The sequence below is a fragment of the Streptomyces sp. NPDC059743 genome, from assembly GCF_042732975.1.
In the GTDB taxonomy this organism is placed as follows: Bacteria; Actinomycetota; Actinomycetes; order Streptomycetales; family Streptomycetaceae; genus Streptomyces.
The window spans coordinates 39,311-53,689 of record NZ_JBHWGS010000018.1 but is presented as its reverse complement, the minus strand read 5'-3'; the positions used below and the strand labels follow the sequence as shown (position 1 = coordinate 53,689).

General features: G+C 71.2%; 14 protein-coding genes. All 14 read right to left on the bottom strand.

Annotated elements, in window-relative coordinates:
* Window positions 1-164 precede the first annotated feature (164 nt).
* Window positions 165-3,908, bottom strand: a complete 3,744-nt coding sequence (locus ACFV6H_RS29045; RefSeq protein ID WP_385547888.1) for a LysM peptidoglycan-binding domain-containing protein — start codon at window positions 3,906-3,908, stop codon at window positions 165-167.
* A gap of 2 nt (window positions 3,909-3,910) precedes the next feature.
* Window positions 3,911-4,360: a hypothetical protein gene (locus ACFV6H_RS29040; protein WP_385547885.1), complete on the bottom strand. Its 450-nt coding sequence runs from the start codon at window positions 4,358-4,360 to the stop codon at window positions 3,911-3,913.
* Between the two features lie 11 nt (window positions 4,361-4,371).
* Window positions 4,372-4,818 (bottom strand): TadE/TadG family type IV pilus assembly protein, encoded by a 447-nt coding sequence (locus ACFV6H_RS29035; protein WP_385547882.1) that lies wholly within the window; start codon window positions 4,816-4,818, stop codon window positions 4,372-4,374.
* Complete coding sequence (locus ACFV6H_RS29030; RefSeq protein WP_385547879.1) at window positions 4,818-5,219, bottom strand: TadE/TadG family type IV pilus assembly protein; 402 nt, start codon at window positions 5,217-5,219, stop codon at window positions 4,818-4,820. Before ACFV6H_RS29030 ends, ACFV6H_RS29035 begins: the two co-directional genes overlap by 1 nt.
* Window positions 5,220-5,236: 17 nt before the next feature.
* Entirely contained in the window at window positions 5,237-5,440 is a 204-nt protein-coding gene (locus ACFV6H_RS29025) for a hypothetical protein (RefSeq protein WP_311301124.1), read from the bottom strand.
* 18 nt (window positions 5,441-5,458) lie between these two features.
* Window positions 5,459-6,355, bottom strand: a complete 897-nt coding sequence (locus ACFV6H_RS29020; RefSeq protein ID WP_385547874.1) for a type II secretion system F family protein — start codon at window positions 6,353-6,355, stop codon at window positions 5,459-5,461.
* Entirely contained in the window at window positions 6,352-7,284 is a 933-nt protein-coding gene (locus tag ACFV6H_RS29015) for a type II secretion system F family protein (protein ID WP_385547871.1), read from the bottom strand. The genes ACFV6H_RS29020 and ACFV6H_RS29015 overlap by 4 nt, the downstream gene beginning before the upstream one ends.
* Window positions 7,281-8,861, bottom strand: a complete 1,581-nt coding sequence (locus ACFV6H_RS29010; RefSeq protein WP_385547868.1) for a CpaF family protein — start codon at window positions 8,859-8,861, stop codon at window positions 7,281-7,283. The genes ACFV6H_RS29015 and ACFV6H_RS29010 overlap by 4 nt, the downstream gene beginning before the upstream one ends.
* 14 nt (window positions 8,862-8,875) lie before the next feature.
* Window positions 8,876-9,691 carry a hypothetical protein gene (locus ACFV6H_RS29005; protein WP_385547865.1) on the bottom strand — a complete coding sequence of 272 codons (816 nt, stop codon included), beginning with the start codon at window positions 9,689-9,691 and terminating at the stop codon, window positions 8,876-8,878.
* A complete protein-coding gene (locus ACFV6H_RS29000; protein ID WP_385547862.1) occupies window positions 9,691-10,374 on the bottom strand; it encodes a flagella basal body P-ring formation protein FlgA in 684 nt (227 codons plus the stop codon). The genes ACFV6H_RS29005 and ACFV6H_RS29000 overlap by 1 nt, the downstream gene beginning before the upstream one ends.
* A 19-nt stretch (window positions 10,375-10,393) precedes the next feature.
* Window positions 10,394-11,359 carry an ATP-binding protein gene (locus ACFV6H_RS28995; RefSeq protein ID WP_385547859.1) on the bottom strand — a complete coding sequence of 322 codons (966 nt, stop codon included), beginning with the start codon at window positions 11,357-11,359 and terminating at the stop codon, window positions 10,394-10,396.
* Window positions 11,314-11,895: a hypothetical protein gene (locus ACFV6H_RS28990; RefSeq protein ID WP_385547856.1), complete on the bottom strand. Its 582-nt coding sequence runs from the start codon at window positions 11,893-11,895 to the stop codon at window positions 11,314-11,316. The genes ACFV6H_RS28995 and ACFV6H_RS28990 overlap by 46 nt, the downstream gene beginning before the upstream one ends.
* Before the next feature lie 529 nt (window positions 11,896-12,424).
* Window positions 12,425-12,946 carry a hypothetical protein gene (locus ACFV6H_RS28985; protein ID WP_385547853.1) on the bottom strand — a complete coding sequence of 174 codons (522 nt, stop codon included), beginning with the start codon at window positions 12,944-12,946 and terminating at the stop codon, window positions 12,425-12,427.
* 311 nt (window positions 12,947-13,257) lie between these two features.
* A complete protein-coding gene (locus ACFV6H_RS28980; protein WP_385547850.1) occupies window positions 13,258-14,232 on the bottom strand; it encodes an MBL fold metallo-hydrolase in 975 nt (324 codons plus the stop codon).
* Window positions 14,233-14,379 lie beyond the last annotated feature (147 nt).

Sequence of the window (14,379 nt, the reverse complement as noted above, 5' to 3'; positions counted from 1 at the left end):
CCGTACGGCGGCGCCGGCGCGCGGGACGGCTGGGCGGTGCCGGCGGGGGATCATGCGCGTGTGCTCCTTTGTCGGATGATCGGCCGAGGAAGGCCCTCGCTCTCTACAGGTCCGTTTCAGCGGCCCGGTGTGACAGCGGGCCGGGGCGAATGCGGTGTGGCAGGTCATGAAGCGGCGGATCCGAGGGCTGTGGAGTGGGCGTGTTCGCCCTTCAGGAGCGTGCGCAGAAGGCCCACGGTCTCGGGCGAGGAGTCGCAGCCCTCTTCGGTGTTGATGCGGGCCAGCTGGTGGGCGGCGCGCTTGAGCCCGTCCTCGTCTCCCATCTCGTGGCAGATGGTGAACAGGTCGCGGTAGAGCAGTTCGGACTGTGCGTCGACCATGAGGCCCTTGGTGACGGCCTGGGCGGCGGCGCGGTAGTCGCGCAGGTGGCGGCGCCGTTCGGCCAGCTCGTGGGCGACATCGACGATCGCGCTGATCATCTCCTGGATGTCGGCCTCGGCCCAGGTGTACTTGGCGGGGTCGACGTCGGCGAAGGGGCGGCCGCGGACCAAGGCCAGTGCCTGGGCGAGCGCGACGTCGGCATCCTGCCCGTCGTGGTGCATGCCCTGCTGGTACAGGTCCTGGAACTGGCCCCAGTCGGAGGTGACCTGGTCGCTGAAGCGGTACACGCCGCCCTTGATCGGGGGCAGGTAGGCGGCCTGCGCGTCCCCGGCCGGCAGCAGTGGATCGCGGCCCACCCACGCACGCAGTTTGCTGATTGCCGAGTTGCGGGAGTCGGCGAGCGTGCGCATGCCCGGCCAGATGGCGTCGTCGAGGTCCTGGCGGTGCAGTCCCGGATGGAGCACCAGCCAGGCCGCGATCTCTTTGAGCGCGTTGCGGCGGTTGCTCTCCACCCGGCCGAGCGTCCCCACCAGGTCCACCGGTCCGAGGACGTGGATCTGGGGCGCTGCCGGAGGTTCGGGCGGTGTGGCCAGGGCGGCCAGCACGGTGGAGGTCGCCGCGCTGGGCCGGGGCACGATGCGTCGCTCTGCCGGGGCGGCGGCAGGCCCTTGCGGCTGGCCGAGCGCGGCTGAGGACAGGCCCGACTCCGTGCTGTCCTCGTCAGCGTCGGCGTCGGCGTCGGCGTCATCCGCGGTCTGCGGGGCGACGTCGTCCTGTTCGGCCAGCACCTCGCTCAGCGCGGTGTCGAACTCGTCGGCGGACGCGGGCTTCCCCCAGACGGCGCCGTCCAGCGCGGAGCCCTCCTCCTCCGGCTCGTCCCCGTCCAGTGCGATGTCGGCCACCATCGCCTCGTCGGGCTCGTCGGCGTAAGCGTCGTTCCAATCCTCCTGCGCCGGGCCGGTGTCGGCGTCGGCAAGGGCGTCGGCCGACAGGGCGCTGCCGGAGTCGTCCTGCTCGGGAAGGGAGGCTGCCGTGCTGTCGAGGGCGGGGGAGTAGGACGGTGCCAGGAAAGCGAAGCTCGGCAGCGCGCTCGCCAGGTCCCCGCCCCCTGCGGCCTGCCGGCTGGTGTCTGCGGTGGGGCGGGCGGTGGTCTCGGGGGCCAGCGCGGAGTCTTCGGAGGCCGTGACGACGGTGTGTCGCGGACCGTTGTGGTCCGCCGGGCCCGTGTGACGGGTCCACGGCGGCGGCGCCACGTCGTCGGTGCGGCTGGAGGTGACCAGCAGCTGGACGAGCCGGTCGTAGGCGGCATTGTCGAGGTATTGCAGCCGTACGGCCAGGTCCAGGCCAGGCAGTTCGACAGGGGCACCCGGCTGCGCGGGAAGGGTCCACGCTCCGGGCAGGTCCAGTTGCGCACCGGCCGCGGTGACGACCGCGACCGAGGTGCGGGGCCGGGAGGCGAGCAGGTCCTCGAGCACGGCGGTCGACGGGCCGGTCGGCGCGTCGGTGGCGACCAGGATGCGGGGTATCCAGGAGTCTCCGGAGGTCTCCTCGCTCAGCCGGGCTCCGCGCAGGTGATCGTGGCCGCCGCCGGTAAGTGCGTCCCGCTGGAAGGCGTCGTGCGCCTGGAGCTCGGCGACGGCCTCGCCGAGCTCCGTGTGGTGGTCGATCTGGTCGGGATAGAGGGTCTGCAGGTCGCTTCCGGCGCCGGCGAGGACGATCTGGGTGGCGGGTGCGAGCTTGGAGGAAGCCAGTTCCACGGCGAGCGCGAGCGTGACCGCGCGGACGTCGGCCGGGCTGCCGTCCAGGCGCAGGAGGCCGATGGTTTCCAGGTCGACCAGGACCGGGTCGCCGTCCGCGGTCTCGCCCAGGCTGACCAGAGCCGGGTAGGGGGGAGTGATGTCGGCGGCCTGGTCCGCCTCCAGCAGGGCGGCGCCGCGGGCCGGGCACCACCACACCGTCGGGAGGTTCTCGCGTTCGGTGAACGGCTCGACGGGGGGAACGGCGGCGGCCAGGTGCAGTTCCACTCCTCGCGCGGTGATGCGCATGGCCTCGACCTCGGGCAACGGGCGTCCGCTCTGGCGGCAGTTGGCGGCCAGCGTGCGCAGGGCCCGGTCGGCGAGCAGGGTTCCGGTGATGTCGGAGGCCACGCGCAGCTGCTTCTCGAAGTCCGCGACCGCCCCGCTGGGCATGGGGATGCGCCGCTTCGCGCGACGCCGGCGCTGCTGCCGGGCCCGGCGGGTGGCGATGACGGCGAGGACGGCGGCCGCCAGGATGCTCCCGGCCGCTGCGACGGTCTTCACGCTCTGCTCGCCGGAGCCGGAGTCCTGTTGGGGGGCGGCTTCGGCCGGTGTGTGAGGCGCAGCCGGTGTCCGGTCGGACGGCTGTGCGGACTCGCGGGGCGCCGGCATCTGGGTGGCCGGCGCGTCCGGGCGGGCCGTCGGCTTACCGCCTCCCTGATCGCCCTCCTTGTCCTGGCCGTGCTGTGCGGGTGCTTGCTCGTGCTGCCCGCTGCCCTGCTGCTCGCCACCGCTGCTGTGGTTGGGCGCGGGCTCTTCGCGCGGCGGGGTCGGCGGGTCCGTACGGTCGCCGGCGTCGCCATGGGTTGTGGGGATCTTCAGCTGCCAGCCGGGGTAGATCTTGTCCGGGTCGGTCAGGGTGCGGCCGTCGGGCTGGCGGAGGTGGTCGTTGGCCTCGGCGATCGCGGGATAGTCGTCGGCGTCGCCGAGCTCGTCCTCGGCGATGGACGACAGCGTCTCGCCGGGCCGGACGGTGTGCTCGGTGTCGTGGGCGGCGGTGGTGCCGCCGGTCTGGGTCCGCACGCCGCTCTCGTCGGTCGAGGCCGCGGGCCGGGCGTCGGAGGGCAGCCGCAGTGTCCACCCGGGCTGGAGGACGGTGGTGTCTTCGGTCAGGTGAGTGCCGTCGGCTTGCGTCACGCCCTGGTTGGCTTCGACGATCTCGCGCCACCGCAGACCGTTGCCCAGGCGCTGCTCGGCGATGTCCCACAGGGTGTCGCCCGCCTTGACGTGATGGACCGGGCCGGTGTGCGCGGCGGCCGGCACGGCCGCTGTGTGTCCGGAAGCGGTCGTGGCGGCAGCCGGGGCGGCCGAGACGTGACTGGCTGAGGCGGTGGCCACGTGGGGGGCGGCCGACGCGGGGGAGGCGAACGCACCACTGGTCGGCAGGAGGAGGATGATCCCGCCGATCAGGGTGCCGGCCAGCCGCTGCGTTCCGCTGAGCATCCGCAGCCTGGGCGCCTTGCGCTGGCGGACGATGAACACCGCTTCGAGAGCGACCGACACAGCGAACGACAACCACCCGTACCAGCCGATCAGGGTGATCGCGCCGAGGAAGAGCTGACCGGTGTCCTGCTGGGTCAGTGCGCTGACGATCTCGTGGCCGGAGGGCACGTGATGGGGGAGGACGCCGACGTGGAACAGGACGTACGGGACGCCCACCAGCAGGACCAGGAGTGCTGCCAGACTGACCAGGCCGCGGGCGAACGCGGCGGGTTTGCTGCGTGTGTTCATGTCTACCCCCGGTAGACCAGGTCGGCGTGGCCGGTTCCGGTCACGGACCAGTTGCCGCCCGGCAGGAAGATGGGGGAGTAGGTCTCGTTCACGGTCACGGTCAGGGATGCCCCGTCGTCGCTGACCTGCACGCTTCCGGTGGCACCGGCGCGGGCGAGGTAGGAGCGGGCGGCTGCCACGGCCGCGTTGCGGTCGACGACGACGCCTTCGCCGGAGATGGCTTTGCCCGCGTCGATGGCCTGGCCGCCGGCGCGGGCGGCTTCGCCTGCCACGCCCTCGGCGTTGTTGAGGGCACGCAGCTTGCCGCCCCCGTCGACGACCAGGGCGGCGACGGCGAACAGCCCGACGATCGTCACCAGGACGAAGAGCGACAGCGCGCCGTTGTCCCGCCGCCACCAGCGCGGGTGCGCGGCGGCCGGCGGGGACGCTGGGGTGGGGCGGGCGGCGGTCATGGGTTCCTGTTTCAGTCGCGCTGGCGGTAGGAGTCGATCGAGCTGGTGAAGCTGGAGGTCAGGGTTTTGGCGCCGGGCAGGCCCGGCAGCCCGATGTCGGACAGCCGTACGGTGCAGCGCACGGTGGCGGTCGTGGTGGCTGGCGTTCCCAGGGGTGCGTTGAACCCGTCGGTGGTGATGTCGACCGAGACCGCGGTGCACGACAGGCCCTGGTCGCGAAGGCCTGCCCGCGCGTCGGCGGTTCCGGCGCTGCGCGCCGCGCCCGCCTCGCGTTCGAGGGACGCGGCCCGGGCGGCGTTGCGTGCGGCCGTGTCGACGGCGTTGCCGGAGGACTGGATGCGACCGAAGGCGACGATCAGCAGCAGCACCATGATCAGTACCGGGAAAAGGATCATGGCTTCCAGCGACAGTGCCCCGTCGTCGCGGGCCAGTTGCCTGCGTAGGGCGGTGGTGATCACTACGGCTCCGTGATGCGTTCGGTCGCGGCCTGGGCGTGCTGGCTGATGGGCAGCGTCAGGCCAGGGATCAGGGTGTCGACGTGCCCGGTGACCGTGATCCGCACGGTCTGTCCCCGGGTGCCGCTCACGTGCGCGCCGGAGATGCTGCCTCCCGCACGGTCGAGGAAGTCCTGGGTCTCCCGGGTTCCGGCGCCCAGGGTCGAATCGCGGCCGCGGGCCGCCTCGACCCCCTGCTGTGCTGCGGACAGCGCCACGTTGCGCGCGTGCCACCACAGGCCGGCGTGGACCGTCAGCAGGATCAGGAGCAGCACGACGGGGAAAATGACCAGCAGCTCCAGGGACAGGGCGCCGCGGTCCCGGGCCGTGCTGCGGGCAGCGACGGTCCGGGCCCATCGGCGCACCCGTCGTCCGGAGTGCGTCACTTGATCTCGCCGGCCTTCTCGTTGACCTTCAGCAGCAGCACGCCGGCTGCGACGACGGCGATGCCCACGAGGGAGCCGACGATGATCATCGCTTCGATCGAAAGGCCGCCGCGGTCCTGTTCCGTCAGGGCGCGCAGCTTGATGACTTCCGCGCGGGCGCGGGCGACGAGGAGGCTGAGGATGGGGTCGTTGAACTGCATGGTGTGTCCTTGTCGTTGTCAGGCGGACATGATCCGGGTAAGGGCGGGATAGCCGATGTAGATGGTCATGATCACGACGAGGGCGGAGACCGGCATGACCATCTTTTCCGAGGCGCTGTTGGCCTTGGCCTTGGCCGCGGTGACCAGGGCTCCGGACAGGGAGCGGGCCTGGGCGCCGAGGGTTTCGCCGACCGCCGCGCCTTCTTCGCCGGCGATCGAGATGATGTCTGCGGGGGCGCCGAGTTCGGGTACATCGAGCTCCTCCGACAGGCGGCGCAGCCCCTCCCAGGGGCTGATGCCTTCCAGTTCGGCCCGGGTGATCGCGTCGCGGATCTTCACGAACACCCAGCCGTCGCCGACCTCCGCCGCTCTCTTCAGGGCCTGCGTGGGGGCCGCGTCGGCGGCCCGCTCGAGCTGGACCAGGCGCAGGTACGTCTTGATCGCGTGACGGAAGTCCGCGCGGGCCTCGACTGCTTGCTGCTTGACGTGGATGTCGGGAACGAACCAGAACAGCACGCCCAGCAGCAGGCCGGCGAGCGCCGGCACGGGGAAGGGCATCGGATACCCGGCGGCGGCAGCTGCGTAGACCAGGAGTGCTGGCAGCACCAGCCCGTACAGGCCGAGCATCACCTTGATGCCGATGTGCCGGGTGGGGCTGCGACCGATGAGCTCCAGCTCCTGGCGCGGCAGGCGCAGGGTGCCCTCGCCGGCCGAGCGCAGCAGCGCGGCGCCCAGCTTCTCCAGGCCTCCGGCTGGCGTGGTGGTGCGTACCGGCTGGAGGTTCTCCAGGCGGCCAGCGTCCATGCGGGAGATGACGTCCCCCACATCGGGACGGCCGGGGGCCAGCCCCCGGAAGGCGACGACCAGTCCAGCGCCGACGGCGGCGCCGCCCAGGACCGCGAACGGCGAGATCATGGCGCCTCCTTGAGGGTGGTGTCGCCGCCCGCACGGTCCTGTGCGGACAGGAACCGGGGGGTGGGCTCGATCATGGCCATCCGCCGCATCCAGATCTTCACCAGGACGAACGCGGCGCCCAGCAGGATCAGGACGAGCTGGCCGACGACGGTGGTGTAGGGCTTGGTGTAGGCGCCCGACAGCATGGACAGGCCAAAGATCGCGAGGCAGAAGATCGTCACCCAGCGGTCGTTCGTCCGCGGTTTCTGACGGTCGGCTTCGATCTCGCGTCGGCCGAGGACCTCGTGCGAGAGGCCGGAAGCGAGGTCGTTCAGCGCGCGGCTGAGCCCGGCACCGCGGTCTTCGATGTGCAGGATCATCAGGGCGACGACCTCGTCGGCCGTGGCGTCGTTGAGCTCGTCGGCGAAGACCCGGTAGGCGTCCTGGGGATGCCAGCCGGCCGACATGCGGGAGACCAGGCGCGTGACTTCGTCCTTGATGGGGGCCGGCACCGTTTGGAGGCTGCGCTGGATGCTCTGCTCCAGGCTGACGCCCACGGTGTGGATATCCGACAGACGGCGCACCCATTCCTCGACCGCTTCGAGGCGGGCGATCTCCCGGGTCGCGTTGGCGCCCGAGTTGAGAAGCCAGGGCAGGCCCACGATGACCACTGCCGCGACCAGGCCGCCCATGGGCCAGCCGGTGAACAGCCAGATCAGCAGTCCTACGACGAGTGCTCCGGTGACGCGGGTGCTGGCGCGCGCCCACCAGGCCACGGGGCCGGGGCTTGCGCCCAGGCCCAGCGCGGTACGCAGTCGCTGCCGGGCGCGGCTGCGGCGCCGGGCGGGCTGCTCGGCCCAGCCCAGCAGGCCGGCCGCGGCGACGAAGAGACCGGCGACGGCCGTCACCGCGGAGAACGCGGCGAGCAGGGAGTGCAGATCGAGGTTCACAGTGGCATCACCGTTTCCAGGCGCCCGGTCCAGCTGCCCCACGGCCGTGTGAGTTCCTGGCGCGCGAACCCGGCGCGTTCGATGTCGGCGAGGTAGCGGGGACTGGGCATCTGCTGGGGGACGGCGCGGGGCTCGCGGATGCCGCCCTCCTCACGCGGAGCGAAGATCATCTGATGGCTGGGGCGGTTGTTCTCGCCGATGCCGGTGATCTCCATGACGTGGCTGACGAAGCGGTGCTTGCGCCCGGGGCGCCCGCTTGCGTCGGTCAGTTCCGTCTCGTCGACGAGGCGGATGTAGACGACCAGGTCGATGGCCTGGGCGACCAGGCGGTAGGCCAGGGCCTCGCTCATGCCGATGCCGGCCTCCAGGCACAAGGTGACCAGCCGCTCCGACGAGAGTTGTGCGGTCTCGGCGTGCAGGGTGCACATCGAGCCGCCCTCACTGGTGTTCATGGCGTGCAGCATCGGCACGACTTCCTTGGAGCGGACCTCGCCGACGATGATCCGGCGCAGCGACATGCGCAGCAGCTGCGGGAAGAGATCGGAGAGGGTGAGCTCGCCCAGCGGCTTGCCGTCCGGGCCCCGTTCGCCGTTGCTCTCACGGCCCTCGTAGGCGACTACCTCCGGCCCGTCGGGGTCCTCGTGGAGGTAGAGCTCGTACTCGCTCTCCAGGGTGCCGACCCGCTCGGTGCGGGGGATCTCCCGCGCCATGGCGCGCAGCAACGACGTCTTCCCGGCGCCCTGCGAGCCGACCAGGACGATGTTCTTGCGGGCCTTGACGGAGGTGCGCAGGAAGGCGGCGAGGGTGCTGTCGATCGTGCCCCACTTCATGAGGTCGTCCAGTCCCTGCCCGCGGGTGCGGTGGCGTCGGATTACGATCTGGGGCCGCGGGGTGATGAGGTAGCTGGCCGCGAGCCGGGAGCCGTCGCCCAGGCGCATGTTCAGGTTCGGTGTCGCGGGCGTGAGCGCACGCTCCCCCTGGCCCTGCATACGGGCGATGTGGTTGATGAGCCGCACGAGTTCACGGTCGTTCGGCGCGATCGGGTCCCACTGCTGGCTGGGACGGTCGGCGAAGTCGACCCGGACCCGGTCGCCGTTGATGAGGATGTTCTCGACGTTCGGATTGTCCAGCAGCGGCTGCAGACGGCCAGCGCGGAACAGCTCGTCGAAGACCGCCTGGCGCAGCTGCGCCTCCTGGGCATCTGTCAGCGGCTGGACGGCGGTTGCCGCGTACCGGGTTGCCCACTCACTGACCGTCTCGCGGATGATCTTCAGGCCGAGCTGGCGCTGGTCCTGCGGGCTCATGGTGCCGTCGGCCGCGCTTGCCTGCCCGATCTTGGAGCTGGCCTGCTGGCGCAGATCGGAGATCACTTCGTACCCCACCGGCAGCACGCCGAGGGCCTGGCCGTCGGCCGCAACCGGAGAGGCGGGAACGGCGGCGGGAGAGACCTGCGGTGGAAAATCGGGCCCGTGGGTGTCCGACGATCCGTTGCGCTGCCGCAACCGCTGCTCGAACAGGTCCTCGAGGGAGGCCGCGGCAGGGGCAGGGGGAATCCGTTCAGGTCGTACGTCGGTCATGTCGCTGCCCTCCTTCAGGCCAGGGCGCTGTAGTGCGCGGGGTGGAGCTGGATACGCCGCCGGGTGACGACCTCCTGCAAACGGTCATGGGCCGAACGGGCCGAGCGCAGCAGGCCCTTGGCGGTGCGGCGCAGGCGCGCCTGCCCGTGGGTGAACACGTCGGCGGTGTCCGGGTCCCAGTCCAGGGCGCAGACCACGGGGGCCTGCAGCCACTGCTGCACGTTGCTGGTGGAGGCGCTCCCTTCCTCGATCACCAGCAGTCCCAGCGCGTCGGCGCCGGTGCCGTTGCTGGCCAGGTCCTCTCGTAGGACCCGCACCGCCGGTGCCGCGGCGACCATGGAGGCCTGGGTGGAGCGCACGACGAGCAGCACGGCGTCGGCGGCGCGCAGCAGGGGCGCCGGGTAGGAGCGGCTGCTCAGCTGTGTCTCGGACTCGGTCACGATGCGGCCGGCGTCGATGATGACGTCGAAGCCCTGTCCGTCCAGGACCGCCAGCAGTGCGGCGATGCTGTCCCAGGTCCGGGCCATGGAGGGGGCCTGCGTCGGGGCGGTGAGGCCGGGCAGCAGCATGCGGTTGCCCGAGTGCTCCTTGTCCAGGGAGATCCAGTGGTGGCGGAACTCCCGGGCCAGGGTGCCCTGCCGGTCGGCGGAGGCCAGCCGGTGCAGGCCGACCTGCGCCGTTCCTTCTCCCCCGAGATATCCGGCCCGCACGGTGCCGCCCGCCGGGTCTGCCTCCACCAGGAGTGTGGGCCGCGGCGAGGACAGGGCAAGGGCGAGTGCCGAGCACGTGACTCCGCTGGACTTGCCGGAGGCCAGCGCGATGATCGCCATCAGCTGTCCGCCTTCAGCACGATCGCGACGTCGCCGCCGGCGGCCCAGGCGGCGAGGGAGGTGCTGTTGACCTCGGCCGCGGCGACGTCGACGACGACGGCGCCGTTGGCATCCGGCGCCCCGACGCGGGAGACCACCGCAGGCAGGCTGTCCGGGGTCGAGCCGGGCTTGCTGGACGACGCCGAGTCGCTGCCGTCACCGCGGGTGTGGACGATGGTGACCGTGTCTCCGGTGTGGAGCTTCTGGACCGGGAGCTGGCCGGGCTTGGCCAGGATGCCGACCACGGACTTGCCCTTGGTGACGCTCGATCCGGCACTCACCGAGTCTTCGGTGACCAGGACGCCGGCCGGAAGGTCGGACGCGGCCTGCTTGCCGACGATCTCGGAAGAGCGGGAGACGGGGACGGTGTGCAGCCCTGAGTCGCGGGAGATCTCCGCCGTGACCAGGTCGGAGGCTTCGACGGTGTCGCCGGCCGCTATGGCGTGTCGGGTGGCGACGACGGCGACCTTGTCGCCAGCTTCGTTGACGAGCCACACCGACACCAGTGCGCCGACGGCCGCCAGGGCCAGGCCGGCGCCGACGACGACCGGGCGGCGCCGGCTGCGCGGAGCGTCGTTGGTGATCGGCAGCGGCGCCTGCGCGGGGCCTCGTTCGGGGGCCACCTGCTCCTTGGTAAGGGCCATCGTGTTGGTTTTCCTCGCGCTAGTTGACGACCTGCAGCTCGCCGACGCGCGCTGTGGTGTTGGACGTGCGGATCTCGTCGGGGAGCGTTCCGTTCTCGCCGGTCGAGGCCTGCCAGGTGATCTCCCACGTGCTGGTCGCGGTGACGGTGAACCTGCCGCCCGACTGGTTCGTGGAGACCTTCGTGTAGCGGTAGCCGCAGTCCGGGGAGGGCTTGCCGCCGTAGGACTTCTTGTAGGGCGTGCCTGCCGTCGTGCACGTGACCGATCCGCCGTCACCCATCGAGTAGGTGATCTTGGCGACGCGCGCCGTGGCGGTCACGGACAGGCCCGGCACGGCTGCCGTGGCGGTGTTGGGTCCCCAGGTGGTCTGGCTCTTGGTGTTCCACAGCCACACGGGCATGCCGACCAGGCCGGGCTTGTTCGGGCCGGGGGTGGAGCCGATGCGGGCACCGAGCAGCGTCATCTTGTCCCGGGCCTGGCGGGCCAGTTCGGCGGGGTCGGGCAGGACGGTGGCCGGGGGCGTGGTCAACCAGACGGTGCCGCCGACGTCGTTGACGATGCAGTCCTTCTGGTAGAACGCGCCGGGCCCGGTGGTGTCGGCCCCGTTCATGTCGGTGTAGCCCGGTCCGTGCGGCGGCTGGGGGTCCATCAGCTCGTAGAAGCAGCGGTCCTTGGGGTTGTACCCGGGCAGGCAGGGGATCTCGGTGTCGTCGACGAGCTTGCACATCCCGTCGCCCTTGCCGCCCTTGCCGCCCTTCCCGCTGCCCCCGCCGGTGCCGCCGGTGCCACTGCCGTTGTGGCCCGGGCTGCCGGGAGTTCCGGCGTCAACGCAGACGTCGACATCGGAGCAGCCGTGGGCGCCTCCATCGGCGTAGGCCAGGCCGGCGGGCACCAAAGCGAGGAGGACCGCGAGGGCGCCCGTCACGCGGGCCCCGCGTATCAGCAGCCCTTCGTTCGATCTGCCGTGATCTTCGTGATAAGCCATGTGTCGCCCTCCAGCGTGGCTTGGGACGTGACCGGGTACTTCAGGCGCTGTTTGGCGAGTTCGACGGCCTTGCCGGAGCTCGTGTAGACGGGCTTCCAGTTGGTCGCGTCGAAGCAGTCGCTGAGCGTGGCCGCCTTGTTCTTGGTGTCGACGGAAGTGACCTTGGGGTTCATCTCGGGCCGGCCGGTGAACTTGATGCCCAGCGACCTGTTCCTCAGGACGGACTTCTTGAGGTCGGCCGAGGCGTCGCCCTTGGCGTACTTGGCCAGGTCCTGGGTGTGCAGGTCGCCGTCGGCGCCCATCTTGATCTGGATCTCGCGCATGTTGGTGTACGCGGAGAGCACGTCGTCCTTGGCCGCCTGGTCCGGGTCGCTGGTAGGCGATTTGGACGCCGGCGCGGTGGTGGAGGGCGAGGACGGAGTGCTCTCCGGGTCGCTGGAGCCGCAGCCGGCCAGGGCGCCAGCAACTACGGCGCAGGTGAGCACGGGGCCGGCGAGACGCAGGACGCGGGAACGGTTCTTGGCGGGCGATGCCATCGGCGGAAATCCCTTTCAGGTGTCGGGTACGGCACTGGCGTACGGGCCATGCGGACGAGAACGCGGAGAGGAGATTCCTCTACCGCCTCTCGACGGGCATGGACATGCACGTCAGGCCAGGACCCGGCGAGCCTACGACCACGCTCGGAAGGCAGGCGCTGCGTTCCGGCCGGTCGTGGCGAAGGATGTCCGCCGGCGGAACCGGGCGCCGAAGACCGACGGCGTGAGCCGTCGGCGCCGCCTCCCGTGGGGCGAAGGCGGCAGTCCCCGCTCGTGCCGGCCGCTGGGCACTCGGCAGGGACCGGTTCGGCGCCGTGCCGGTTCCCGCCGGTGCGGGCGCAGTTCTCGTGTGGATCAACGCGAAAATCCCCCTCGCAGTCAGGGACGCCGCGTCTCCCACAACGCGATCAGTCCGTGGCCGATTCTGGTTGGACCAATCTGGAGGAGCCAGGACCGGTTTTTTCCGGTAGACGCGTTTCAGGTATATGCCGCTGACTTGGGCCAGTTGGAGGACCTGCTGGCCGGGGCGTCAAGGCCGCACGGACAGTGCCGGGCCCGAGGGGCGCAGCGCTTCGGCTGCCGCGGCCTCGTCCGACCCGGTGATGGCCTGCAGCCGCTGCTCGACCAGATGACCTGCCGGATGGCCGGGGCCGTAGACGGACGTCAGCAGCTCCAGCAGCAGGTGCCCGGTTCGCGCAGCTTCGGCCGCGTCGTCCACGGTGAACCAAGAGGCGACGGCGCTGCGGACCCGACGGCGGACCTGACCGTCGTCTCCCGGCAGCGAGCGCAGCCATCCGGTCGCGGCCTGGATCCCCGCGGTGGTGGCGGCGACCGGGCGCCCGGCGAGCTGGGCGCAGAAGGCCACGAGTTCGATGGCGTGCAGGGTGTGCGCGTGAAAGGCGCCGTGGCTGTCGGAGAGTTCCATGGCCAGGCCCTCGGCCAGCGCCAGCGCCTCCGCAGGTGTGCCGGCCCGTGCCGCCTCAGCGATGCCGTTTACGCGGGGGGCGAGGAACTCCGGCACGAGGACGGGACCGGCCGATTTGGAAGGCATGGCTCTCCCTGGGGCATGGCTGGAGACAGGTGCGAGCGGATGCCGCCGCCGGGGGGCCGGTGGCGGCATCCGGAATCGAGTCCAGCATCAGCGTGCTGCTCGACCGCGCACGTCAACGGGCGGTGGGAGAGCCCTCGGTGCCTGGACGGCGCTCCCCCGTGCGTGCACGGCGCGCCGACACCCCTACCTCACCGCCCGGACGGTGAGGCAGGCAAGCTCGACCGGCCGAATTCAGTTCATATTTCAATGATTGAAATGCCCCGCGCCTGGCGTTTCACCAGCCGGAACGAAATCGCGGCGCGGCGGCGGAGTCAGCGAGCCGGCTCGGCCACCGACGCCCTGTCCCACGCGATGCGGGCCGCGTGCTCCATCAGCTCGAGCAGGTCGGGTGCGGACGCGTCGCCATCGAGGTGGCGGAACTCCGTGCTGAGTGTGATCGCGAGCCGTTCCGGCAGGCCCAGGCCAGCGTAGCGGTCCTCCGCCACGAGGATCTGTGCCGCCTCGACCGCGCTCTTGCCCTGCCCGTGCATGAGGTAGGCCTGGTCGGACAGGTCGTCGAGGTAGGCGATGTACGCCCGGAGCTCGTCGGGCGTCATGAGAGGGCCGTGGCCCGGCACGATCCACTCAGGATCGAGGCCCAAGATCTGCTCACAGGCGGCGGACACCCGCTCCAGAGGTCCGGCCCAGTGCGACGGGTGGTCGCCGGAGAAGACGATGTCGCCGGCGAACACCGTCCGCTGCGCGGGCAGATGGACGATCAGATCGCCGACAGTGTGCGCCGGTCCCACCTCGTGGAGCTCGACAGGTATCTCGCCGACCACCAGGTCGCGGTGCCCGCTGAAAGTATCAGTGGGCGGAAGCACCTGTATGTCGGAGAAGTCGAATTTGCCGAAGTGATGGCGGAAGTACCAGCCGAGCGGCTGGCCGGGATCTGTGTCGTTGACGAGGGTGTAGAGCTGCTGCGGCGTCGGCTCCAGGCACTGATGGTCCAAGGCAGCACGTGTGGCGAGGACTTCGGCGCCCGGGAGCTGCTGCAGGCCCCAGGTGTGGTCGCCGTTGGCGTGGGTGACGGCGACGCGGTCGAGGGCCGCGTGCGGACCGGCGGCCGCGCGGGCGGCGGCGAGGAAGGCGTCCGTCAGACCGGGGGTGTACGGGGTGTCGACCAGCAGGGCCTGGCCCTGGGAGGTGATCAGTCCACAGTTGGCCAGTCCCCACGTCGCCGCCTGTCTGGGCTGCCACGCGAAGACTCCGGGGACGATCTGAGTCAGAAGAGATTCGAGGGTCATGGGCATGCATTGTGCAAGCGGGCGCGGCCCCGCGGGGAAAATTTCGCCCGGGGGGGGGGGCGGGGAGCTAGAGAGTAGGGGGGGAACCCCGGAAGAATTAAGCGGCCCCCCCGCGCCCCCACCGCGGCCGCCGACGACCGGTGCAGA

Excerpts from the sequence above, each read along its gene's own strand:
- ACFV6H_RS29040 (WP_385547885.1), bottom strand. The coding sequence starts at position 4,360 with ATGACCGCCGCCCGCCCCACCCCAGCGTCCCCGCCGGCCGCCGCGCAC.
- ACFV6H_RS29020 (WP_385547874.1), bottom strand. The coding sequence starts at position 6,355 with ATGATCTCGCCGTTCGCGGTCCTGGGCGGCGCCGCCGTCGGCGCTGGA.
- ACFV6H_RS28980 (WP_385547850.1), bottom strand. The coding sequence starts at position 14,232 with ATGACCCTCGAATCTCTTCTGACTCAGATCGTCCCCGGAGTCTTCGCG.
- ACFV6H_RS29000 (WP_385547862.1), bottom strand. The coding sequence starts at position 10,374 with ATGGCCCTTACCAAGGAGCAGGTGGCCCCCGAACGAGGCCCCGCGCAG.
- ACFV6H_RS29005 (WP_385547865.1), bottom strand. The coding sequence starts at position 9,691 with ATGGCGATCATCGCGCTGGCCTCCGGCAAGTCCAGCGGAGTCACGTGC.
- ACFV6H_RS29045 (WP_385547888.1), bottom strand. The coding sequence starts at position 3,908 with ATGAACACACGCAGCAAACCCGCCGCGTTCGCCCGCGGCCTGGTCAGT.
- ACFV6H_RS28990 (WP_385547856.1), bottom strand. The coding sequence starts at position 11,895 with ATGGCATCGCCCGCCAAGAACCGTTCCCGCGTCCTGCGTCTCGCCGGC.
- ACFV6H_RS29025 (WP_311301124.1), bottom strand. The coding sequence starts at position 5,440 with ATGCAGTTCAACGACCCCATCCTCAGCCTCCTCGTCGCCCGCGCCCGC.
- ACFV6H_RS28995 (WP_385547859.1), bottom strand. The coding sequence starts at position 11,359 with ATGGCTTATCACGAAGATCACGGCAGATCGAACGAAGGGCTGCTGATA.
- ACFV6H_RS29010 (WP_385547868.1), bottom strand. The coding sequence starts at position 8,861 with ATGACCGACGTACGACCTGAACGGATTCCCCCTGCCCCTGCCGCGGCC.
- ACFV6H_RS28985 (WP_385547853.1), bottom strand. The coding sequence starts at position 12,946 with ATGCCTTCCAAATCGGCCGGTCCCGTCCTCGTGCCGGAGTTCCTCGCC.